The sequence below is a fragment of the Mangrovimonas sp. CR14 genome, from assembly GCF_011764015.1.
In the GTDB taxonomy this organism is placed as follows: domain Bacteria; phylum Bacteroidota; class Bacteroidia; order Flavobacteriales; family Flavobacteriaceae; genus Mangrovimonas; species Mangrovimonas futianensis.
This window is the reverse complement of sequence record NZ_JAAFZY010000001.1, coordinates 570,778-593,655: the sequence shown is the minus strand read 5'-3', so window position 1 is coordinate 593,655 and position 22,878 is coordinate 570,778. Positions and strand designations below refer to the sequence as shown.

The following is a 22,878-nucleotide window of genomic DNA, read 5'->3' as shown; positions in this document are numbered from 1 at the left end:
TCTTCTAAATATTATTGAAAAAGAGGTTTAATAGGCTTAACAATACTATCAAAAGCCATCTTTTGTGGTTGTATTGGTGTACGATTACGTAATTTTCCGATTCCCTTAACTACAATAAGGTCTCCAGCCTTAACACCAGACCCCACAACATATAGTTCGTTTGACTTATCTGCAATAGTTATCAAAGTTGCCACTGCTGTATTTGATTCGTCCACTTTATATACAAAGGTTTGTCCTTGTTGCTCAAAAGTTGCAGACTGTGGAACTACCACAGCATTTTCATAATTTTTAGGAATTTCAATAGTTCCACTATTCCCATTAGTAAGTAATAGATTCGGATTACTGAAGGTAGCTCTAAAACTTACAGTCCCTGTGTTTGCATCAATTTGCCCCGTTACTGTTTCTATAGTTCCCTTCTGGTCATAAGCTTGACCATTGGCCAAAAGCAATCCAACCTTAGGGAAATTGTTTATTTTATCTTGAAGTGTTTTACCCTCGGTCTGTTGTAAAAAGTTTAGGTACTCCGTTTCATTCATTGAGAAAAAGGCATATACGTTTTCAATACTAGCCACAGTGGTTAAAGGTCTAGCGCTTGTAGCACTTACCAAAGACCCTTCTCTGTAAGGAATAGCTCCTACATATCCATCAACAGGACTTGTAACAGTAGCATAGCCTATGTTAGCCAAAATACTGTTGTAGTTGCTTTTGGCTTGAGCTAAATTAGCTTTCGCCGTCTCCAATTGCATCGGACTGATGATGTTCTTATCTACCAATGGTTTTAATTTTTCAACCTCAACTTGCGCCACATTGACACTTGCCTTGGCTGCTTCGGCATCTTGGCTCAAACTTTGGGTTTCCAGCTTAAATAAAGCTTGTCCCTTTTTTACTTTTTGCCCCTCATCTACCAAAACCTTTTGAATGTATCCTGAAACCTTAGCACGAACTTCACTATTTATAGTTCCTTCTATGGTTGTTGGATACGTCACATAGGATGTAATGTCCTTTTGAGGAATTTCAGTAACGGCAAATGGTAATGCCTGAGCTTGTTGTTGGTTTTGCTGAGGTTCTTGTTTACAGCTATATATCCAAATCGACAATATAAAAAGCGATACTAGGCGATAATTCAATGTTTTCATTTTAATTTACTCGGATTATGAATGTGTTTCGGTTAATTTTTGTTTTAATATTACTACTGACTCCATCACCACATTTAAATAGGTGATATAATCGTCATGAAATGTCATTTCAAATTTTGATTCATCGTCAAGTATGACATTCATGTCTTTTTTGTATTGTTTAATTTCCAAATGAAGGTCCAACTCGGCTTTCCACATTTGAATCATTTTATCCATATTTTGTATTATGGAATCTCTATTCAGGATATAGTATTTTTTCCTATCTCCAGGTTTAGTGAAATAATTGAGAGACTTTAAATCCAAAAGATGATTTAGGTGGGTTGAAATGGTACTTTTACTCGCACATAAATCGGTAACCAAATCTTCAAAGGTAGTTCCAGTTTTACCCGTTAGAATAATATAGGACAGTATTCTTGCTGCAACTGGAGCTAGGTTGTCTCTTTTTTCAATAAACACACCTAACTTCTCAATTAAAAGCTTCTTTTTTTCTACCAGATCTTGGTCCATTTTCAGAAAGTTTGAAACAAAGGTACGTTTGGTTCGGACAAATCCGAACTTATCGAAGTTAAAAAATTGTTAAATAAAAAAAGTCCGATGTTTATCGGACTTCAAATCTATTTATGTGGTGCTTATTATAAAGCGGACTTAAACTGCTCTAAGAAACGAACATCATTTTCACTTAGCAGTCTAATATCGCCTATTTGATGAAGCAACATGGCGATTCTGTCAATTCCCATTCCAAAAGCAAATCCAGAATAGGTTTTTGAATCGATTCCACAATTCTCCAACACATTAGGATCTACCATCCCACAACCCATGATTTCCAACCAACCGGTTCCTTTGGTAATGCGATAATCCACTTCCGTTTCCAAGCCCCAATATACATCAACCTCAGCACTTGGCTCCGTAAACGGGAAATAGGAAGGACGTAACCTAATCTTTGATTTCCCAAACATCTCCGTAGTAAAATACTGAAGCGTTTGCTTTAAATCCGCAAAACTTACATCCTTATCAATATACAACCCTTCCACTTGATGGAAGAAACAATGTGACCTGGCTGAAATAGCCTCATTTCTATAAACTCTTCCTGGAGACACCGTTCTAATAGGAGGTTTGTTATTCTCCATATACCTCACCTGGACAGAGCTGGTGTGTGTTCTTAAAAGAATATCTGGATCGGTTTGAATAAAAAAGGTATCCTGCATATCTCTAGCTGGATGGTATTCAGGCAAGTTCAAGGCTGTAAAGTTATGCCAGTCATCTTCAATCTCTGGTCCTTCACTCACGTTAAAACCTATCCTCGAAAATATATCTATAATTTGATTTTTTACTATGGAAATAGCATGTCTAGACCCAATTTCAATGGGTTCGCCTGGTCGAGTCAAATCCCCATAAATACCTTTTTCCTCTTCCTTGCTTTCAAACTCTTCCTTAAGAGTATTTACCTTTTCCTGAACCGTAGATTTTAGAGTATTGATAGTTTGTCCAAATTCCTTTTTTTGATCGTTTGCAACATTCTTGAACTCCTTGAAATAGTCATTAAGCAAACCCTTTTTACCTAAATATTTGATTCGGAAAGCTTCAATCTCATCTTTCGACTGAGCTTTAAATTCCTCTGCTTCAGCAATCAACTCTTTAATCTTATCTATCATAACTCCTAAAAATGAGTGGCAAATTTAATAAATCTTACTTGATATATTCTGTTTCCAAAAAATAGTTTACAATGGCTTCCTTCATTAAAACACTTTGCTCTCCAGATTTTAAATTAGGAAGTTGTTCCTTGACTTTATAATGAGGCCATCCCTCATCATCAAAGAAATCAAATTCATAATAGCCATAAGGCTCCAACAGCCTACAAATAGCTATATGCATCAAATCGACTTTATGGTCTTTTTTAAATTTTCTATGTAATTGTCCCAATTCCTGAACCCCTATTAAATAGATAATAGCATCCAGATCTAATGGGTCTCCGTCTGCAAATTGAGTGGATAATTTGGTCACTACTAGTTCCCAACGTTCCTTTAATTGTTCGTCTCTAGACATAATAATTTTAAAGTTGCAAAGTTACAGTATATTTACAGAAATAATACACCTATGAGCATTATTGATATTGTTTTGGCCGCCCTCATATTATTCGGAATTGTTCGAGGGTTTATGAAAGGTCTGTTTGTAGAAATTGCATCTTTGGTTGCCCTGGTAGCGGGTGTCTTTGGAGCGATTCACTTCAGTTACTTCGCCTCTGACCTTCTCAAAGAACGTTTTGAATGGGAAGAAAATACCATTTCCATTGTAGCTTTTGCCATTACTTTTTTAATTATTGTTTTAGCTATTGCCCTTGCAGGGAAAGCTTTAACCAAACTCGCCGATTTTGCAGCATTGGGTATTTTAAATAGGTTGCTTGGAGCCATTTTTGGCGGCCTTAAAATAGCATTGATTCTAAGTGCTCTTTTGGTCATTTACGGGAAATATAATGATACTATCGATTTGGGACAAGAAGAGCACATGAAGGACTCTGTGCTTTATGAACCAGTTCGATCTTTATTGCCTACCATTTTCCCGATTATTATGGACCGAAATGCCAACGCAATAGAGCGTCCAATTAAGGAAGATGAAAATGCCTCCTAATAGCAATCCATCTTTAATTGCTGTTCCTTTTGAAAATAACTTAATGGTTTTTGAGCATAGTCAGAACATATAGTTTCCAACGCATTTATTACTCCATTCTGCATAGCCAAGGAGCCACAAACCATGATGGTTCCTCCACTCAACAATAATTTTGCAACCTTTTCGGCATCATTCAAAAGTAGGTCTTGTACATACTGCTTATTATGCTCCCTCGACAATGCCAATTGAAAACCACAAAGTTTTCTATCTTGTAAATAGCCTTCAACCTGTGATTTATAGAGCTCATAGGAATCTTGGGTTCTTAACCCTAAATACAATTGAATGTCATGTTTTTTGTTTTCATCAATCATCCCTAAAAATGGGCCAACCCCAGTACCGTTGGCAATCATCATGACTTGAGACCTTTTCTTTGGAAGATGAAAATGGGTATTACTTATGATTTTTCCTTTTAGAATATCTCCTGCTTCGCCGTTATAAAGGTAATTTGATCCCAGACCGTTCTCATAAAACTTAATGCTCAATTGCATGTGGCCCTTCACTTTCCCAATAGAATACAAACGTTCCCTATAATCGTTCTTGGGATAAACAGCCAATAAATCACCTGATTGAAACCTCTGATACCTTTTTGACTTAAGCGTTAATAAAAAAGTGTCATCTGGTTGATTATGGACATCCGTTTTGGAAAGAATGGTTGCCTTTTTGGTTTGTTTTGGTTTTGTTTGAAGCTCTTCTAATGCTAACGATAGCGGAATTTCTGCCTTTTTTGACCACTTATTAACCCAATTCTGGAAAGATTCTATGGATTTATCATTAATGGTGAAGGGCTTCAAAAACTGAGAAAATCTTGAATTCATGACACCATCTGCATCAAAGGCAAATTGACAAAAATCTGGATAAGCCAAAGATCCAAACCCTACCACAGAATAGTTGACTCCTGATGGATTCATGTCCTTCACGATGTCCAAAAATTTATTAGCATTTGTTGGTGCTTCACCCTGACCGTAAGTCGCCGTCATGACAATGAGATGTTTGGCATTTGGGTAATCTCCAAAATCATTCAATTCTGAAATAAACACTTTTTTATTGGCCTTTAGCAATCCTTCATAGAGCACTTGGGCATAACTAAAAGTAGAACCGTTTTCTGAACCGACCGAAATGATATACTCACAGTCATTCTTTTTAAATTTATTCTTCAATCGCGACTTCCGACGTTTTAAGGTCATGGCAAAACCGGAATACACAAAATAGATAATATTGACTCCTGCTATAGCTAAAATTAAAGACCATAATATACTTCCCTTACCTGTATGCAGATTCAAACTTAATCTGGACAACAGTTGGAAATTAGACTGCGGAATCTCACTTAAAATCTCGCCAGTAAACTGATTAATGGCTAGCTCCCTATTTTTTAGTTTCAAAATAAAATAATCTTCTACATCATCAGAGAATGGAAATTCCAAGGACTTAACTTCAGAAAGTTGAGTGGAATTAAATACAGAAATGGGTTTGACAGGACTTGCTTTGAGGGTTTCGAAATTTACATGGTGTCCATTTGCCTCATGAGGTAAAACATCAAACTTTTCTAAGGATAAATAGACCCCAGTCAAACTGATTATAATTATTGGAATCAATGACCATCTGCCTAATACAACATGCCAATACTGGTTAAAGTTTTCGTTGACAACCTTGGAGAAAAACTGTTTGAGTCCTCTTTGTCGTTTAATCACCAAGACTAATCCAGAGAGCGCAATTAAACACAAAAAGAAGGAGAAAAGCCCCACTAGAAACCTCCCTGTGCTTTTTAAAAATAAGGACCTATGGAAATTGGTGACCCATTGAAAAAAAGGAGATGGTTTTATTTTCTCCCCTAAATACTGCGCTGTTTCTGGATTGAAATATCCTTCTAAATTTTCACCATCTTCTGTAAAAACAGAAGCCGCAACAAAACCATTTGCATCAATATTTATTTCAATAATCTCTGAATAATTCTTTTTAAAAACAGCTACGGTTTCCGCCAAAGAAACTTGGCCCAAATCGGAAACATGATAGGGCTGCATTTGTTCCGAAATAGGCTGAAATGCCAAAATAATTCCGGTAACCGAGGCCAAAAGAATAAATACAAAGGAAGATACAGCCAACGCCAAGTGACTGTATCTCCAAATTGAAATGGTCATAAATGTTTTTTTAATTAGGCATCATACGAACATATCGGATAAATCCTGTTCCTTCATGTTTGCCTTTAATACTCTCAGTAGTTAACGGAAATTCCACATCCGTTTGATAATATTCTTGATCTTCAACTGCGGTCTCAAATCGAATTTTATAACCTGCATTGATTTTTGAATCATCTATGGAAATAACAGAAATGGTTCGTTCCCCTCCAGAAATAGTGGCTCCTGTAATGGCATCGATGTTATTACGCTTTTTACCATAAAATTTCCACCAAGATTCCAAAGTATTGTACCACTCACTGTCATCTCCTTGAACATATAGCGTTTCTTCATAATCCCCCTTTGGATTGATTAACGAAATAACGATATACGCGCCTTCACCAGTATAATTGGTCATTTGAACCATACATTTATACTTAATAAGATCTACATTATTAGTAAAGGAGTAAAACCCTAATACTAACATGGTCAAGAATGATAAAAAACTTACTTTTTTAAACATTTTATTTATTTTAAAAATTCTATTGATACCTGATTCTTTTTTAACAACTCGTTCTCTTGTGCCAAATCGTGTACTGTTTCTTCAAATTCGGTGGTAATTTTTTTATTGGCACCATGATTAAGCAACCATTTCATGATTTGATCATCCTTAGCTTTCATAGCAGCTATGTGTAAGGCCGTACTTCCTTCCTTGTTTTTGGCATTGATATCCAAATTCATTTTAGCAGCCATATCTAAAAGCTCCTTGCTTCCCTTTTTAACCGCTAGGTGGTACCATGTATCACCGTTACCTTGTTCTTGTTCGAGATCTAAACCTTTTTCACTTAATAGTTTTAACTTACTCTCGAAGGCTTCTTTGTTCCTAGCATTGTAAGATTCTAATAAAGCAAAAACCAAATTGTTCCCTTCCGCCGTTGTTACACCTATTTCAGCTCTTTTATTTATCAAGTAACCAACTACATTGGATTTATTCCCTGCAATCGCCAAGTAAAAAGCTGTTTCACCTTTTTTATTGGCGTGGTTGATTTGCTTGACGTCTTCCCCTAATATTTGAACGACTTCCAAATCATTTCTTTGACACGCATTCATGAAAGGGGTATTGCCATTGTGATCTTCCTGATTGACACTTAGTCCTTTTTCCAACAAATAGTTTATAACTTCCTTATCCTTACTGCGAGCTGCGACAATATGTAAAGGGGTTTGACCTTCGTCATTGGTGACATTTGGATTGAGACCTTTATCCTCCAAAAATTTATAAACCTCAACTCCATTGGCACTTCCTCTAGCACCAGCCGCAGTAAATAAAAAGGCCTGATCATTTCCTTTGATTCCCTTTTCAAGAAGTTGATTCAATAATTCTAGATTACCAGTTCTAGCCACATAGTTAAACACCCCGTTACCTTCTCTATCAACACTGTTCACATCAAGTCCTTTAGACTTAAAATAAGTCATCAATTTAAAATCTTGATCGTTTGGAGCGGCAAGAAGTAAGGCATTGGCGCCGTTGTTATTCAAATCCTTTTGAAGATTGGCACCGTTGGCTAAACAAATATCATATACCTTAGTATTCATTTGTCCGCGACCTGCAGCAAAGTTCAAAGGGGTTAAACCATGGTCGTCTGTCATATCCATTCTTGCACCACGATCAATAAGAAACTGCATCAATTCGGAATTTCCGTTGTAGGCAGCCCAAAACACATAAGTTCTTCCGTCATGGGTCAATTTATTAACATCGTTCCCCTTTTGAGAAATGAGGTAAGTGATAGTTTCATAAGGAGCATCGGCTAAAATGGCCATTACCACACCATCAAAATTGTTCCCATTGGCTTGGGCTGGGTCATTACCCTCTTTAATCTTTTCATCTACCAATGCCACGGTAGGTTTTGCTTTCCAAAAATCTCTATTTAGAAATACATTTTCTTGAGACACACCAACCGTTACTTGAATTAGTGCTAAAACGAATAAAATATTCTTTATCATATAACTTATTTTACGAAGGAATCAATTACTGGGTTAATTTGATCAGCTGTTTGGTAGTTTTCGTCATCCAACAAATATTTAAACAGGCCTTTATTATCTACTTTTTCAGCAAGAATTAAATCTTGGTGTCTGGCAAATACTTGACTCCATTTTGTTCTTACCACGGCCCATTTCCCTTGATTTTTGGACCAATAATCTTGAGCTGCCTGACATTTGGAATCATCGACCTTCTCATAGGTATTGTATCCTTTTTCCTGCGCCAAAATTACATCATCCTTACCAGCTTCACGAACCACTTTGTCATTATCTTGGTCATGAATCCAACCTTTTTCGGTTATTTCATGACGGTTTCTTCTGATAGTCACATTATAATCACTTCTAGTGGTATACTCCCGTCTTGGAAGTGGTGCAGAGGCTTCATTTTCCCAATAGCTTTTGCCATCTATATGAACCCAAGAGGCTGAACCTTCATAGCGTGGACTGTCATCTACTTGAAATACCTTTTGCGTCCATTGCCCTTTAACATCATTTTTGGGAAGGGTTACAAACTTCCATTTATTATTATGATCGTACATATAAAATTGGGTGTTTTCAAATACCCAATCCTGTCTCCAATGTTTTACAATATGTGGACTATCAGGTTTGCCGACGATCAATAAATGCTGCATGGAAATCTTGTTTGATTCATCCTCAACCAATTGTACCCATTCCAGGCCGCGATCATGCTTTGTTTTGGAAGGCACATATGTAGAATCACCAGAATATTCAAAAGTTTCTGCAAAATTAAAGGTTACTTCATAACAACCACACATCTCTTTTATAGCTTCTTGATCTTGTCGTTTTTTAGACTGAGAAAACCCATAAAAGTTTAATAAAAAGATTAAACAAAATGAGGTAAAAACATGTTTCATGATCTTTGGATTTATTTTTTATACTTATTTAGACTAATTTCAAATAACAATGATATATTTGCAGCAAATCTAATCAAGAATGAGTCTAAATAAAAATAAAAACATCATTTATTTTATTCTTTTTTTAAGCAACTTTACCTTCTCCCAAGAGGTCAAACAGGACTCAACCCTTACGGAACAATTGACCGAAGTGGTAGTTACAGGCCAATACAATCCACAATCCATAAAAAAATCGGTTCATAACGTCATTCTGATCAAACGTGAACAAATAGACAATCAAGCAGCCAATAATTTAGCAGACCTACTCAACTTTAACTTGAACCTTACCATTCTTCCCAATTCCCAATCTGGAAAATCAACTATTTCTTTTTTCGGTCTGGATTCCCAATACTTCAACATATTGGTAGATAATATTCCTTTGGTTAGTGATAACGGACTTGGGAACAATATAGATCTTACACAAATCAATTTGGATGACATTGAACGGATTGAAATTGTTGAAGGTGCTATGGGTGTGGAATACGGAGCCAACGCTGTTTCTGGAGTAATTAACATAATCACTAAAAAATCCATTGACAGCAACTGGAAGCTGGAAGCTCTCTTGCAAGAAGAAACTGTAGGCGATGAATACGCTTGGTTTGATAAGGGCAGACATATTCAAGGCTTAAACTTAGCTCATAATTTTTCAAACAAATGGTTTGGAAAATTAGGATTCAACCGCAATCAATTTGCTGGTTATTTAAATAATAACCAAGGAAAGAAACATTATATCAACGATAGTTTACGAGGTTATGAATGGTTACCAAAAACCCAATGGACCGGTAATGCCATGATTAATTACCGAACAGAAAGATTCAACCTAAACTACAAATTAGAATATTTCAATGAAACACTGAACTACCATGACAGAGCCGTCAGGTCTAACATTGATGTTGAAACTCAAACCAGTAATCCATCAGCATCCGATAAGATTTTCAGTACCAATAGATGGGTTAACAACCTCAATATTAATGGAAGCTTGGAATCTGGTATCAACTATGATGCTTCCTTTTCATTTCAACAACAAAAAAGAGATCTGAACGAATTTAACTACTACATCCTTACCGAAGAAAAAACGGATGAAACCAATGAAACCTACCAATCGAGCAAGGTGTTTTTCTCTAAAGGAGCTGTCAATAATTTAGTAAAAAGCGAGACTTTCAATTTTCAATTGGGTTATGAAACTAGGTACATTGAAGGATTTGACACCCAAGCTTCTGGAGACTATACACAACAAGACAAAACACATACTCAAGGTAATTATTCCTTATTTGGTTCGTCGGAATACAATGTAACACAATCCCTATCGCTAAGACCGGGATTACGCTATGAGTACAACAGCAAATACCACTCGCAACTGACCGGTAGTTTGAGTGCCAGATACTTATTGCCTAATGGCTTTCAATTGCGAGCAAATGTGGGCACTTCTTACAGAACCCCAAATTTTGAAGAACTCTATTACTACTTTGTCGATTCCAACCACGATGTAAGGGGCAATGAAAACCTAAAACCAGAAAACGGAATTACAGCTTTTATCAATTTTAAAAAGAACAGTTATCTAGGTGACATATCTCTGTTGAATTCCCTGAAATTAAGTTATATAGATGTTCAAGATAAAATTGACTTGGCGGTTGTAAACACTCTGCCTCTTCAATATCAATACATTAATATTGATGCCTACAAACTATGGGGAATCACCTCGGACAATGCTATAAATACAGAGCGATGGACTTTAAAACTGGGTGCCACACTCCAGGGTATTTCCCGCATTAACAATAATGAAGTCAATAGCAATGATGACTTTTTATATGCTTACCAGGTGAATACTAGCAGCACCTATCACCTTAAGGAATGGAATACTTTTGTAACCATGCTTTTCAAATACCAAGGACCACAACAAACCTACATAGCTTCTGGCGAAGATGACAACGGAAATTCCCTCTATGTAAAACAAACTACCAATGGTTATGGGTGGTTGGATGCCTCTTTAAAAAAATCGGTTTTTAACGATGCCCTCACACTTACTTTGGGAGCCAGAAATCTTTTGGATGTAACCTCGGTAAGCATCAGCAATTCTGCTTCGGGAGGGACACATTCTAGTGGAAATCAATCCCTGCTATTGGGTTATGGACGCTCCTATTATTTAAAACTTTTATACAATCTGAATATTTAAAATCAAAACCATTATGATCAACAAATTTTTTTATGTTTTATGTATAGCTACCGTCTTGGGTTTTACAAGTTGTAGCAGTGAAGACGACACGCCGTCTGGCCCCATTAATATTATTATTGAGGGTGCCAATGTCACTCCAGAAATAGGCGGCCCGAATCAACAAAATCAAGTATATGTAGATTTAAGTACTAATACAACTACAAGCATCCAACGTGATTCTTGGGATTTGGGATTTTACTCTGGTGATAGCTTTAGAGTAGCTATAAATGGTTCTATCTATATGGCTGCTGCTGCCCTTACCTCTACTGATATTGATTTAGTTACCTCAAGTGACCAAGAGGTACAGGAATTGCAACCTTTTGCTGCGGTTGGAACCTTTCAAGCCGAAAGTGCTGCCTTTGTGGATGCTCCAAATGGAGACATCTCTGGGACTGCAATAGCAGAGATTTCTGAAAATGATTCTGAAAACAAAGTATACCTGTTGAATTTAGGATATGAAGTTGGAACCGACACACCTGAAACTGGAAGCATTTCTGTGACGGGAGAAAGCCGGGGATGGATGAAAATCCGTGTGTTAAAAGATGGAAACAATTTTATTTTGCAATATGCTCCATTGGATGCCACTACTCATCAAGAAGTAACTATTTCAAAAAATACTGATTATAACTTCACTTTCTTTAGTTTCGACACAAACAATGAAGTTAACATCGAACCAACCTCAACAAACTGGGATCTAAACTTTACTGTATTTACCAATTTAATTGAAAATTACGGAGCCTATGGATACTCTGATTTTGTGGTGAATAATTCAAAAACTAATGTTGGTGTATATATGATTGATACCGAAGAAGAAACTGACATGTCTTACAACACGTTTGCTTTATCTCATGTGGTGGAAAATAATTTCACTTACAACGACCAAAGAGCAATAGGAAGTAGCTGGAGAAATGGTGGCGGTCCAGGAACTCAACCTTCACTAAAGGATCATGTTTTTTATATTGTCAAAGATACCGATGGTAACCTTTACAAGCTTAAATTTTTAGCTATGTCTAACGAATCAGGAGAACGTGGCTATCCAGAATTTGTTTACAGTTTATTGCAATAAAACCCTTTATATTTGAAGGTAAAGTTAGTTTTTAAGTCAAAAAGCCATGGCATATGCCATGGCTTTTTAGATTTACTATTAAAGGTATATTTAATCTAAATGATAAATTTGCCTAATTGTTTCCAGAATAGATTCAAAATCAATTTTTAGATCAATGAGCTTACCCGAATGAACATCAAAAACCCAACCATGAACCTTTAATCCTCGCTCTCTAACAGCCTTTTGTATAGCCGCCGTTTTAATTAAGTTGACGCATTGTTCTTGAACATTCAACTCTACCAATCTATCATATCTTTCATCTTCATTCAAAATAGCATTTAGTTCTTCTGAATGTAATCTATAAACATCCCGTATACTTCGCAACCATGGGTTTAATAATCCCAAATCTTCCGATAACATGGCTGCTTTAACACCTCCACAGGCATAATGCCCACAAACGACCACATCTGCCACCTTGAGATGATTAACAGCATACTCTATCACAGACATGGCATTTAAATCGGTTGCAATAACCATGTTGGCTATATTACGATGGACAAAAGCTTCTCCAGGCTCCAAACCCATAAGTCCTTCGACATCTACCCGACTGTCTGAGCAACCTATATAAAGAAATTGCGGACTTTGACCTGCGCCCAATTTATTAAAATAATCCTTGTCCTTAGACAATTTCTCTCGGATCCATATTTCGTTATTTTCAAATACTCTATTTAAGTCCATGTGCTACATTAAAAGTACTAAATCATTAATTTTTTAAAATCGCTATGTTCTATTTCTATTCAAAAAATGTAACAGCTCCCGTATTAATATCATACATGGCTCCAATAATCTTAATTTCTCCATTTTTTTCCATTTCGTCCAAAATAGGACTTTCAGCATGTATTCTTTCAATGGTTAAATGAACATTTTTCTCTGAAACTGAATCCACAAACTCCAGATTTTTAGAGGTTCTCATACTTTCTTCAGAAGGTTCTTTCACTGCCTTCACAGCCGGAGTGATTTTTTCAATCAGTTTCGTTAAATTTCCCATTTCAGCATGGTCACAGGCTCCTTTTACAGCACCGCAGCTGGTATGACCCAAAACCACAATAAGTTTGGTTCCTGCCAATTTACATGCGAACTCCATACTTCCTAGGATATCTTCATTTACAAAATTACCTGCAATTCGTACACTAAAAATATCTCCCAATCCTTGGTCAAAAACCAATTCTGCAGAAACCCTAGAATCAATACAACTCAAAATGGTTGCAAATGGGAATTGTCCTTCACTGGTATCGTTAACTTGCTCCAATAAATTTCTATTGGCTTTTAAGTTATTTTGGAATCTTAAATTTCCTTCTTTTAAGAATTGCAATGACTTTTCTGGAGTCATCGTAGCTTGTGTTTCCTTAGTATGTGCTTTCATAATTTTCTATTTGGATCGTTGGTTTCCTTCTCGATAAAATTTGCGAAACCATTAACTTAAACTTTTACTTGATTTGGGCCGTGTCTTGAAAAACTCCACAAAACTTTCTGGATTTTCAACCACTCCTCTTTTTGAAACTAATTTGATATCTATTCTTCTTTCTTTTGCCTTGTATAGGAAATCTTCTAAAATCTCAATGATGTCCTGATCAAGGTATCTCGTATTTATTAAATCTAACTCGAGATACGTATCTTTTGGAAGGTTTTCCAATTCTTTTAGAATAGCCCCTTTATTAAAAAAGGTAACCTCCTCCGCAAGAGTCATTTTAATTTTGTGACGATCATTACTTCTATCTTCAATATGTAAGAAATGAGAGTTCTGATAACTTTTGATCAAAATGATAATAATTCCAACACCTAAGCCCAAACTAATTCCAACAAGGAGATCAGTAAATACGATTCCCAATACCGTCACAAAAAAGGGCACATATTGTTTCCACCCCATCTTAACCATTTTCTTAAACAAACTTGGTTTAGCCAATTTATAGCCTACTACCAATAAGATGGCAGCTAAAACTGATAAAGGTATTTTGTTTAATAACCTTGGGATAAGAATCACTGAAATTAATAAAAGGAAGCCATGTATAATGGCTGATAATTTCGACTTTCCACCAGATTGTATATTTGCAGAACTTCTCACGATAACCTGTGTTATAGGCAAACCACCTATTAAACCTGAGATGATATTTCCGGTACCTTGTGCGAGTAATTCGCGATTGGTTGGTGTTACGTTTTTGTCTGGATCCAATTTATCAGTAGCTTCCACACACAACAAAGTTTCCAAACTGGCTACCAAAGCCATGGTAAAACCAACCAACCAAACTTCTGAGTTAGTTATCGCTGAAAAATTAGGGAAACTAAACTGACCTAAAAATGAATTCAAATCATCTGGAATAGGCACCGAAACGAGATGTGATGAATCTATGGACAGAGACTCATGGGATTGAGTTAAAATAAAATATACTATTCCTAATACTACGGCTACCAAGGGGCCTTGTAAAATCTTAAAAAATTTACCCTTTTTAGCCAAGATGTTATCCCAGAACAAAATGACTAATAACCCCAAAATTCCTATTAAAGTTGCACCGAGAGAAATATTATCGGCTACATGAAAGATGGCTGAAAACGTATTTTCTCCACTGGCTTCTATAAAACTATCAGCTCCTTCAGGTTCAGCATCATATCCAAAAAAATGAGGGATTTGTTTTAATATTATGATAATTCCTATTCCCGTGAGCATCCCCTTAATAACAGAGGAAGGGAAATAATACCCTATAATTCCTGCTTTAAGGAATCCTAAAATAATTTGAATAATTCCAGCCAAAACAACGGCTACTAAAAAATTTTGGTAGCCCCCTAATGACCCAATAGCTGTTAGTACAATAGCAGCTAAACCTGCTGCTGGACCACTAACACCAATATTAGACCCACTTAAAGCCCCTACAACTATACCGCCTACAATTCCTGCAATTAATCCAGAAAAAAGAGGAGCCCCACTAGCCAAAGCTATACCTAAACACAAGGGTAAGGCTACAAAAAATACTACAATACTTGCCGGCAAGTCACTTTTAATTGTTTTAAACATACTATGCTATTTTAGATGTTAAATAATAACTATGTATTTAACTTTTTAGAAAAGTTAACGAAAAATAAAACTAATGCAAGTGCTTCTCGGGAGGGGGGTAAATATTTTCTTGACTTAGAGGTGTATACGCCTTTTGGTAAAACACTATAAGGTCTGAATCCTCTTGAAATACTGAGTTTAAGTGGCTGTAATTACTCTCTAAAAATTCAACTTCTAAATGTTTCGCAATTTCCTTCTGGATGTTCTCTTCTTCATTCAAATTATAAAATATTGAGACATCTAGACCCTCATCCAAAATAGAAAGAATGGTTGGCCCTGTTGATATTGCAACAAAAAGCAGAAACAAACAAGTAGAAACCAGACGATTAAACATTTGTATAAATTATTCTTATACAAATATAAGGTTTGCCAATTAAAAAAATGATAATTTAAAACAAAACTAAAGGGCTTTCAAATCTCCTGTAATGATCCAACCCGTTTTTCCATCGGCTAATTTGATTCGCTTCCAATTATTAACGGTATCCAAGATTTGAACCTTGGTACCTTCATGTAACAAGAACACCTCATTACTTCTTAAATTGGGCTCGCTTTTCACCTGGGTTTCTTGTGCAAAAACAATGGCAGGTTGGTCCTTGGCGTCCAGTCCCGATTTACTAAAAGCAAAAAACAGCATAGTAAGACTGACTCCAAAGGAACATAAACTCAATACAAAGGAAATTCTTTTTTTTCCCGTAGAATAGGTAAAATAATAAGTTAAAAAGAATAGAACAAAAAGAATCATGAATCCTATTGATATCATACCCCAAGTATTATATGAAAAGGTATTAACAATGGATTTCATAAATCTTGAAAAACCTACTTCTGGTACCTTTTCTATGGCATCAATGGTCATATTCCTTGCAAACCCGACATTGTTATTAATGTCTTTATCATTGGGTTTTAATTGTAATGCCTTTTCGTAGTAATAAATACTGGGTGCTATATGATTTAATTTGTAATGGGCATTGGCTAAATTGAAATAGACTTCTGCCGAATGCTTCCCATTTTCTAATATCTTCTGATATTTAGTTATAGCTGCTTGGTACTCCCCATCATTGTAAAGTTTATTTCCTTGCTTAAAAAGAGAATCGTTTTGCGAATACCCTAAGACTCCAGCAACAAAAAATAAACTTAAAAACAAATATGTCTTCATCAATCCTTTCATCCTTATCGCATTTGTTTATCAACCAAATTAATAGTCTCAGCTGCCTTTTGATAATCCTGTTGCATTTCAACCTGTGTTATGGGTGTATATCTTGCCAATTCACAGTTATGTAAAATCTGCATAAAGCTTAAAACAGTTGGCTCCTCTACTCCTTTTTCTTGCAACAGAGCTTGAATTTTTTCTTTACTCATATCGCTCGTTTCAATACTCAATTTCGCTTTTAGGTAATTATGCAAAGCTTTTTCCAGGGCAATGTAAAATGCTTCTTTGTTACCAAGTGATTTTTTGGCTTCTCCCAAATACCGTTTGGCCAATTTATCTGCTTGTCTCAAGCGATTTCCTACCACATCGGCACGACGCTCATCGGCTTTCCGTCTAAACACTATAGCCAATGGAATGGCCAATAAAGGCGCTAACAATAATGCCCAAAAACCATTTGAACCAAAAAAATCATCTCCTTCAATTGGGCTTAAACTTGTATCTGTCTTTATAAAAGCTAAGTGATTTCCTTTTGTTTTTACTTCCTGTTTGTTGGCATTAACAGATGTAATCGCATTATCAGAAGAAGAATTATTAGTTGGTCCATCAATCACACTAATCAATATTTCACCAGAAGACACTTCCTTATATGATTTTGTTTTTAAGTCAAAATATGAAAAGGAAATACTTGGAATAGGATACTTTCCTTTGTACTGAGGCACGATGGTATAGGTATCTGAAATGCTTCCGTTCATTCCTAATTTTTCATCTGTCCTAACATTTTCATCATGTTCTGGTTCATACACCTCCAAAGAACTAGGGAAAGTAGGTTTTGGAATTTCAAACAACTTTAGGTTTCCTTTTCCTTTTACCTCTAATTTCGCTCTAAAGGATTCGGAAGCATTCAACTCTGTTTTTGAAGTAACTACTGCAAAATCGAACTCTCCAACAGCTCCGGTGAAATTAGCTGGTTTCCCTTCTTCAGGTAAAGGTTTTACCCTTATAGTTTTACTTCCAGCAGAAATGGTTTTATGCACTTGGGTCATTAAACGACTCCCAAAAATATCCCTTCTATTAGTTGGTACCTCAATGGTGATATCCAAGCTTAAAGGTTCGATTTCCAGTTTTCCTGATTTCTGAGGATATAAAACAGTTTTTCTTAAAACGACATAACGATAAGGTTCTCCTTTATAGGATCCATTTTGAACTTTTGGCACCTTAATATCAATGTTCTGACTCCAGAAGTCACTGTATTTGGGGCTCTCTATTTCACGCCAATTACTAACCCCTGTGTTGGCTGAAACATACAACCTATATTCTACGGTAATGCCTTCATTCAAATAAGGGTCTGTTTTGGAAACCTCGGCCACCAAATGAATATTTTCAGAAGCAATATAATCTGCATTATTACCATCTTTAGGCTTATCAACAGCCTTGGTAACCTTGACTTTTACTGGTGTTGTTTTATAAATTTCACCATCAATTTCTATAGTTGCTTGTTTGATTGTGAAGGTTCCCAAACCTTTAGGAGCTAAATAAAAACTATAGGTTTTACTGAAAGATTTCTTTCCGTTCACCCAAGAATGACTTACTGCTTGGTTAGGTCCGCCTACAACCATAAAGTTGTCAAAGTTTGGAGGATTGAAATTATCACCATCCTTGTTCATCTCAAAGTCCACCCTAAGACGTTCATTGACCCCTAAGGTGGTTTTACTTACCTTGGCCTCAAATGTTACTTGAGCTGTAGCAAAGCCAGTAGAAAGTAGAAAAAGTAGAACTGATATGTACTTTAATGTTTTCATGGATTTTGCTTCATTAATCATCTTCATTACCAATCTTTATCTGTTGGGACTTTTACGCCCTTCTGCTTTTCAGCATTCATTTTTTCCTGAACCTTTTGTTCTTGATTATTCATAGCCTCTAGCAGGTTTTTAATTTGCTGAGGAGATAACTGTCCTGGTTGTGGTTGAGGCGGTTTTTGATCCTTTTGATCATCTCCTTTGCCTTCATCTTGTTTATCATCCTTAGGCTGGCCTTCATCATCCTTCTGATCGTCTCCATCTTTCTTTTCTTGGTCACCCTCATCTTTTTGATCTTGATCTTGATCACCTTCTTGGTCTTTATTCTCTTGATCTTGTTGATCCTGATTTTGTTGATCCTGATTTTGATCTTGATTCTGATCTTGATTTTGGTCCTTATTATCGTCTTGATCTTGATTTTGATCCTGCTGTTGTTTAGCACATTCTTTAGCTAACGCGAGGTTATATCTGGTTTCATCATCCTTAGGATCATTTCTTAAGGCACTTTTAAAGGCTTCTACGGCTTCCTTACACTTTTCATTCTTAATCAAAATATTACCGATATTATGAAATGCTCTGTGCTTTTCCTCCTTTGAAGTCGCCTTTTTTACAGCTTCCTGCAATCTGAAAAGAGCCTCATCCATGTTGCCGTTTTGATAGTAAGAGGTCCCCAGGTTATAGGATGCGGCAACATTGCTGGATTTTTTGGAAATAGCCTTTCTATACTCCATTTCTGCAGCGGTATAATCATCACTTCCTAAATATTCATTACCGTTATAAACCATATCATTAGACTGCTCTAAATCTAAAGCTTCCTTTTTCTCCTGCTCTTTATTTTGAGCCAGCCCAACGGTGGTAAATACTAAAAATATGTAGGTAATAATCCGGTTCATTTAACGTGTCATTTCTTTAATTTAGGCTTTAAATAACAGACGAATATAGCAAACAGATGATTTGATGACAGTTAAAAAATTTATAAAAGTTAAAGGTTTTCATTAAAGAGATTTAATCGTTTTAGCCATTCTGTCTTACGTTCCAAAAGGAAAATATCAATAAAAAGCAATAAAATGGCTGCTGCCAAAAACCATTGAAATTGGTCTTTGAAATCGGCAAATTGTTTAGACTCAAATTCCTTTTTATCCATTTTATTCAATTCGTCAGAAATCTTTTCTACGACCTCAGTTGTATTTTCCCCGTGAATATATTCTCCATTTCCTTCAGATGCAATATTCTTTAGGGTTTCTTCATTTAAACGGGTAATAACAGTTTCCCCATTACTATCTTTTTTATACTCTTGAACGATACCATTTCTTTTAATAGGAATTGGACCTCCCTTAACGTCACCAACACCTATGGTAAATATGCGTATTCCTTGTTCTGAAGCTTCTTCTGCGGCACGTTCCGCACCTTCGCCATGATCTTCCCCATCAGAAATGATGATTAAAACCCTGTTGGTTTGGTCTTCGTCATCGTAATAGGTTTTCGCCAGCTCAATAGCTTCATTGATGGCTGTTCCCTGTGACGACATCATATTAGTGTTCATGTTTTGAAGAAACATTTTTGCAGAGGCATAATCAGTCGTTATGGGGAGTTGCGGATAAGCATTTCCCGCATAGGCTATAATTCCGATACGGTCACTCGCCAAATTATTGATAATTTGAGTAACCAGCTGCTTGGTTTTCAACAACCTGTTTGGAGCAATGTCCTCTGCCAACATACTTTTTGAAACATCTATGGCAAAGACCACATCTACCCCTTCACGTTTTACGGTTTCCAATTTGGTGCCAATTTTAGGATTGACCAAAGCAATCACCAAAAAGGCAAAAGCCAAACAAAGCAAAAACAGCTTTAAGGCTGATTTAAATAAAGACTGATTGGGACTTAGTCTCTTAAGTAATGCCTTATCTGCAAACTTATTACCTGCTCTTTTTTTCCAAAGTTGCAACAACAAGAAAAACAACACCAATACTGGTATTACCAGTAAGCCCCAAAACCATATTTTTTCTTCTAATTGAAACATTTACACAAAACTTTTATAAACTGTTATTCTTAATAACCATTCAACCATCAACAACATCGCAGCCAACAATACCAATGGACGAAACATTTCTTGATAATTATAGAATTTAAACTCTTCTATCTCTGTTTTTTCCAATTTATTGATCTCTTCATAGATCTCTGTTAGCTTTTCATTATTGGTTGCTCTAAAGTACCTTCCGCCGGTTACTTTGGCTATATCTTTTAAAAGTTCTTCATCTATTTCTACCTGTACTCTACCATATTGAAAATTACCATTAGGTAAGATTTGCACAGGTGAAAGCGCCATTCCATTGCTTCCCAATCCTATGGTATATACCTTTATACCATATTCTACCGCCAATTCACTTGCAATTTTTGGATCAATAAAACCGGTATTGTTCACACCATCGGTTAAAAGAATAATAACCTTACTTTGAGCCTTACTATCCTTTAATCGGTTTACTGAAGTGGCCAATCCCATTCCTATAGCTGTCCCCGATTCGATCACCTTGTTGTATTTGATGTCTTCCAAGGAGCGTAAAACAATTGCTTTATCACTTGTAATTGGCGTTTTTGTATAACTCTCACCTGCATATTCCACCAAGCCAATTCGGTCATTCGGTCGCTCCTTTATAAATTGAGCTGCTACACTTTTTAATGCTTCCAATCTGTTTGGTCTCAAATCCTTAGCCAACATACTTGCAGAAACGTCTATCGCCATAACAATATCGATTCCTCGTGTCGTTTTGGTTTTGGTTGAAACATCTACAGTTCTTGGTCTAGCCATAGCGGTAATAACCAGTGCCAAGGCAGCCAACCTTAAAAGAATAAGAATGTGTTTGGTTTTTGGCAACCAGGAATTAGCCACTTTAAAACCTTTCAAACTTGAAATCTTTAACTCGGCTGTTTGCCTTTTATAGGTAAATATATACCACGCCAATGCTATTGGCAGTAGTAATAGCAACCAAAAAAACTCTTTATTTTGAAACTCAAATCCCTCAAACATCATTCAGGCTTTTTTAATTCAATGGAACCAATAACCCTATTGGCAATCTTCTCGGCATATTCTTGGTTTTGTGGCCAAGTAATCAATATTTGCTGTAATACCGCATTATTCTCTGCTACAAACAAGAACAAAGAATAATTCATTTCTTTCCCCGATACGTTGAATGTCCCATGCACATTCAATCCTTCGGCTCCATTTGGGGTCGTATATTTATCTTGCTTCGTAAGGATATTAGTAGCTCCTTTATCTTCGAATCCCTTCATTATCTTTTCGCCTGCAGCATTCAAGTCAATTTCTGGATTACTAGGAGCCTGCTGTCCTTGTTGTGGTTGCACCCCCTGTGGCTGCTGTCCTTGATTCTGATTAACGGTCGTACTAACAGACACTCCCAAATCTTCAACCGAACCATAAGTAAAGGTTGTGGTTTTGGTCATGATGCTGTCATCTGTATCTTTATCTATCCTTTTTAAAACTTCTGGTGTCGACATATAAACAGGTGGAACCCCATAAGCACTATCAACCCATTCACCTTCCATAAGCTCCAAATAGCTATTTTGAAACAACTTATCTTTCACGTAACTGAAGCCATACTTCAAACCGAAACCAACAAATATCAAAACAATAAAGGCTCCTATCGCTCCGGCCAAAGTCCATTGTTTTTTACGCTTTAATTTGCGCTCTTGCTCCAGTTTATATTGTTCATCCATGAGCTTTTCTTCTTCAGAAGGCTCTGGAAGGGCTTCTTTAACATGATCAATCTCCAAATCAACAGTTTGCCTATCCAACTTGGCCAATTCCTTATCTGGCTCAGACTTGGCAAATTTCACCAAATCGGCCCTTTTTAAAATGGACTCCAAGTTTTTTATGGTTTCAGCACTTAAATCAATTTGATTCCCATCCTTTAAAAGTCTTAATCTGTTGATCAACTCATCAGTAGTACTTTCCAAGGCGTGGTCATATACTTTTTCATCCAAATAATTCCTGATGGCCAAAGTCAATTCAGAATAATATTGCTTGTATTCCGAATTTTCCAAATACGGACTTTCTTCCAGTTTCTTTAAAGCCAACTTGGCACGATCATAAGGTGGAAGTAGAGCAATTTTCTCTTCTTCGGTCAATGGTTTTTTCCTGAAGAAAAACCAATAAGCCAAAGCACCAAGGACCACAATAACAGCTAGTATGATCAAAAGGGTTTGCAACCAATTGCTACTAGACTTTTTAACCTCAATTAGCGGCTTGATATCATAAAGTCCTTGCTTTGTTGTATCTATTTGAATGTTGTTGACCTCAACTTTTAGGGAATCTGTAAAATAGGATTTACTACCCACAACTATTTTTTGCTTCGGAATGAAATAGGTTCCCGAGTCAAATTGGGTCAACCCATATTTTTTAATTAATTCAAAATTGGCGTCCTTTTTTATGGTGTCCACCGCATAAGACTCAATCATCTCAAGAGGCTTGAAGGATTGCCCTTCTGGGAAAAGAACCAAATCTTCAGGACCACTTTCAACCTTGATTTGATAGGTGATTTGTTCCCCAATTTTAATGGAGGTGGAATCTATGGAGGAGGTAACTTGTCCCATGGTAAACCATGAAGTAAGTACCAATAAAAAAGAAAAAACAGGCTTTAAAACTCGAGCTCGCCTATTTTTAAGATACTTTTTATCCAACCAATCTTTACACAT

21 protein-coding genes are annotated in these 22,878 nt (G+C 36.3%); 3 read left to right on the top strand and 18 right to left on the bottom strand.

Translation table 11 applies throughout. The annotated features are described in order from the left end of the window. Positions 1-11: 11 nt before the first annotated feature. From GZ212_RS02615 to GZ212_RS02600, 4 genes are all read right to left on the bottom strand, one after another. Positions 12-1,136: an efflux RND transporter periplasmic adaptor subunit gene (locus tag GZ212_RS02615; protein WP_166957011.1), complete on the bottom strand. Its 1,125-nt coding sequence runs from the start codon at positions 1,134-1,136 to the stop codon at positions 12-14. Positions 1,137-1,151: 15 nt separating this feature from the next. Further along, entirely contained in the window at positions 1,152-1,643 is a 492-nt protein-coding gene (locus GZ212_RS02610; protein ID WP_166957009.1) for a GbsR/MarR family transcriptional regulator, read from the bottom strand. 125 nt (positions 1,644-1,768) lie between these two features. Continuing rightward, a complete protein-coding gene (pheS, locus tag GZ212_RS02605; protein WP_166957007.1) occupies positions 1,769-2,788 on the bottom strand; it encodes a phenylalanine--tRNA ligase subunit alpha in 1,020 nt (339 codons plus the stop codon). 34 nt (positions 2,789-2,822) lie between these two features. After that, positions 2,823-3,179, bottom strand: a complete 357-nt coding sequence (locus GZ212_RS02600) for a hypothetical protein (protein WP_053970928.1) — start codon at positions 3,177-3,179, stop codon at positions 2,823-2,825. A 51-nt stretch (positions 3,180-3,230) separates the two neighbouring features. On the opposite strand from GZ212_RS02600, the gene GZ212_RS02595 reads away from it, so the two are divergent. Continuing rightward, entirely contained in the window at positions 3,231-3,761 is a 531-nt protein-coding gene (locus tag GZ212_RS02595; RefSeq protein WP_166957005.1) for a CvpA family protein, read from the top strand. Here GZ212_RS02595 and GZ212_RS02590 read toward each other — a convergent pair. Genes GZ212_RS02590 through GZ212_RS02575 form a run of 4 tightly spaced genes read right to left on the bottom strand, consistent with a single transcriptional unit; the run spans position 3,758 to position 8,823 of the window. After that, positions 3,758-5,935 carry a PepSY domain-containing protein gene (locus tag GZ212_RS02590; RefSeq protein ID WP_166957003.1) on the bottom strand — a complete coding sequence of 726 codons (2,178 nt, stop codon included), beginning with the start codon at positions 5,933-5,935 and terminating at the stop codon, positions 3,758-3,760. The genes GZ212_RS02595 and GZ212_RS02590 overlap by 4 nt on opposite strands. Positions 5,936-5,945: 10 nt before the next feature. Next, positions 5,946-6,398 carry a DUF2271 domain-containing protein gene (locus GZ212_RS02585; RefSeq protein WP_240923729.1) on the bottom strand — a complete coding sequence of 151 codons (453 nt, stop codon included), beginning with the start codon at positions 6,396-6,398 and terminating at the stop codon, positions 5,946-5,948. A 41-nt stretch (positions 6,399-6,439) separates the two neighbouring features. Beyond that, positions 6,440-7,912, bottom strand: coding sequence for an ankyrin repeat domain-containing protein (locus tag GZ212_RS02580; protein WP_166956999.1), 1,473 nt, complete (start codon positions 7,910-7,912; stop codon positions 6,440-6,442). 5 nt (positions 7,913-7,917) lie between these two features. Further along, positions 7,918-8,823 carry a DUF6607 family protein gene (locus tag GZ212_RS02575; RefSeq protein ID WP_166956997.1) on the bottom strand — a complete coding sequence of 302 codons (906 nt, stop codon included), beginning with the start codon at positions 8,821-8,823 and terminating at the stop codon, positions 7,918-7,920. A gap of 79 nt (positions 8,824-8,902) precedes the next feature. Here GZ212_RS02575 and GZ212_RS02570 point away from each other — a divergent pair, with 79 nt between their 5' ends. Together GZ212_RS02570 and GZ212_RS02565 are read left to right on the top strand one after the other, a co-directional pair. Further along, positions 8,903-11,035, top strand: coding sequence for a TonB-dependent siderophore receptor (locus GZ212_RS02570; RefSeq protein WP_166956995.1), 2,133 nt, complete (start codon positions 8,903-8,905; stop codon positions 11,033-11,035). Positions 11,036-11,048: 13 nt separating this feature from the next. Further along, entirely contained in the window at positions 11,049-12,140 is a 1,092-nt protein-coding gene (locus GZ212_RS02565; protein WP_166956993.1) for an HmuY family protein, read from the top strand. Between the two features lie 90 nt (positions 12,141-12,230). Here GZ212_RS02565 and GZ212_RS02560 read toward each other — a convergent pair whose 3' ends face one another. The 10 genes from GZ212_RS02560 to GZ212_RS02515 all read right to left on the bottom strand — a co-directional run bounded on the left by GZ212_RS02560 (position 12,231) and on the right by GZ212_RS02515 (position 22,878). Then, a complete protein-coding gene (locus tag GZ212_RS02560) occupies positions 12,231-12,857 on the bottom strand; it encodes a carbonic anhydrase (protein ID WP_166956991.1) in 627 nt (208 codons plus the stop codon). 55 nt (positions 12,858-12,912) lie between these two features. Then, complete coding sequence (locus tag GZ212_RS02555; RefSeq protein WP_166956989.1) at positions 12,913-13,542, bottom strand: carbonic anhydrase family protein; 630 nt, start codon at positions 13,540-13,542, stop codon at positions 12,913-12,915. A gap of 51 nt (positions 13,543-13,593) precedes the next feature. Then, positions 13,594-15,186, bottom strand: coding sequence for a SulP family inorganic anion transporter (locus GZ212_RS02550; protein WP_166956987.1), 1,593 nt, complete (start codon positions 15,184-15,186; stop codon positions 13,594-13,596). A gap of 70 nt (positions 15,187-15,256) precedes the next feature. Then, on the bottom strand, positions 15,257-15,559 hold the full coding sequence (locus tag GZ212_RS02545; protein ID WP_166956985.1) for a hypothetical protein: 303 nt from the start codon (positions 15,557-15,559) through the stop codon (positions 15,257-15,259). A 66-nt stretch (positions 15,560-15,625) separates the two neighbouring features. After that, on the bottom strand, positions 15,626-16,378 hold the full coding sequence (locus GZ212_RS02540; protein ID WP_166957275.1) for a tetratricopeptide repeat protein: 753 nt from the start codon (positions 16,376-16,378) through the stop codon (positions 15,626-15,628). 14 nt (positions 16,379-16,392) lie between these two features. Beyond that, entirely contained in the window at positions 16,393-18,171 is a 1,779-nt protein-coding gene (locus GZ212_RS02535; RefSeq protein ID WP_166956983.1) for a BatD family protein, read from the bottom strand. A 26-nt stretch (positions 18,172-18,197) separates the two neighbouring features. Next, positions 18,198-19,061 carry a tetratricopeptide repeat protein gene (locus tag GZ212_RS02530; protein ID WP_166956981.1) on the bottom strand — a complete coding sequence of 288 codons (864 nt, stop codon included), beginning with the start codon at positions 19,059-19,061 and terminating at the stop codon, positions 18,198-18,200. An 89-nt stretch (positions 19,062-19,150) separates the two neighbouring features. After that, on the bottom strand, positions 19,151-20,188 hold the full coding sequence (locus GZ212_RS02525) for a VWA domain-containing protein (protein ID WP_166956979.1): 1,038 nt from the start codon (positions 20,186-20,188) through the stop codon (positions 19,151-19,153). Then, positions 20,189-21,193 (bottom strand): VWA domain-containing protein, encoded by a 1,005-nt coding sequence (locus tag GZ212_RS02520; RefSeq protein ID WP_166957273.1) that lies wholly within the window; start codon positions 21,191-21,193, stop codon positions 20,189-20,191. It abuts the gene before it with no gap. Then, positions 21,193-22,878, bottom strand: coding sequence for a BatD family protein (locus GZ212_RS02515; protein ID WP_240923720.1), 1,686 nt, complete (start codon positions 22,876-22,878; stop codon positions 21,193-21,195). Before GZ212_RS02515 ends, GZ212_RS02520 begins: the two co-directional genes overlap by 1 nt.

Coding starts and splice junctions, on each gene's coding strand:
- GZ212_RS02615 (WP_166957011.1), bottom strand. CDS start 1,136: ATGAAAACATTGAATTATCGCCTAGTATCGCTTTTTATATTGTCGATT.
- GZ212_RS02610 (WP_166957009.1), bottom strand. CDS start 1,643: ATGGACCAAGATCTGGTAGAAAAAAAGAAGCTTTTAATTGAGAAGTTA.
- pheS (WP_166957007.1), bottom strand. CDS start 2,788: ATGATAGATAAGATTAAAGAGTTGATTGCTGAAGCAGAGGAATTTAAA.
- GZ212_RS02600 (WP_053970928.1), bottom strand. CDS start 3,179: ATGTCTAGAGACGAACAATTAAAGGAACGTTGGGAACTAGTAGTGACC.
- GZ212_RS02595 (WP_166957005.1), top strand. CDS start 3,231: ATGAGCATTATTGATATTGTTTTGGCCGCCCTCATATTATTCGGAATT.
- GZ212_RS02590 (WP_166957003.1), bottom strand. CDS start 5,935: ATGACCATTTCAATTTGGAGATACAGTCACTTGGCGTTGGCTGTATCT.
- GZ212_RS02585 (WP_240923729.1), bottom strand. CDS start 6,398: ATGTTAGTATTAGGGTTTTACTCCTTTACTAATAATGTAGATCTTATT.
- GZ212_RS02580 (WP_166956999.1), bottom strand. CDS start 7,912: ATGATAAAGAATATTTTATTCGTTTTAGCACTAATTCAAGTAACGGTT.
- GZ212_RS02575 (WP_166956997.1), bottom strand. CDS start 8,823: ATGAAACATGTTTTTACCTCATTTTGTTTAATCTTTTTATTAAACTTT.
- GZ212_RS02570 (WP_166956995.1), top strand. CDS start 8,903: ATGAGTCTAAATAAAAATAAAAACATCATTTATTTTATTCTTTTTTTA.
- GZ212_RS02565 (WP_166956993.1), top strand. CDS start 11,049: ATGATCAACAAATTTTTTTATGTTTTATGTATAGCTACCGTCTTGGGT.
- GZ212_RS02560 (WP_166956991.1), bottom strand. CDS start 12,857: ATGGACTTAAATAGAGTATTTGAAAATAACGAAATATGGATCCGAGAG.
- GZ212_RS02555 (WP_166956989.1), bottom strand. CDS start 13,542: ATGAAAGCACATACTAAGGAAACACAAGCTACGATGACTCCAGAAAAG.
- GZ212_RS02550 (WP_166956987.1), bottom strand. CDS start 15,186: ATGTTTAAAACAATTAAAAGTGACTTGCCGGCAAGTATTGTAGTATTT.
- GZ212_RS02545 (WP_166956985.1), bottom strand. CDS start 15,559: ATGTTTAATCGTCTGGTTTCTACTTGTTTGTTTCTGCTTTTTGTTGCA.
- GZ212_RS02540 (WP_166957275.1), bottom strand. CDS start 16,378: ATGAAGACATATTTGTTTTTAAGTTTATTTTTTGTTGCTGGAGTCTTA.
- GZ212_RS02535 (WP_166956983.1), bottom strand. CDS start 18,171: ATGAAAACATTAAAGTACATATCAGTTCTACTTTTTCTACTTTCTACT.
- GZ212_RS02530 (WP_166956981.1), bottom strand. CDS start 19,061: ATGAACCGGATTATTACCTACATATTTTTAGTATTTACCACCGTTGGG.
- GZ212_RS02525 (WP_166956979.1), bottom strand. CDS start 20,188: ATGTTTCAATTAGAAGAAAAAATATGGTTTTGGGGCTTACTGGTAATA.
- GZ212_RS02520 (WP_166957273.1), bottom strand. CDS start 21,193: ATGTTTGAGGGATTTGAGTTTCAAAATAAAGAGTTTTTTTGGTTGCTA.
- GZ212_RS02515 (WP_240923720.1), bottom strand. CDS start 22,878: ATGTGTAAAGATTGGTTGGATAAAAAGTATCTTAAAAATAGGCGAGCT.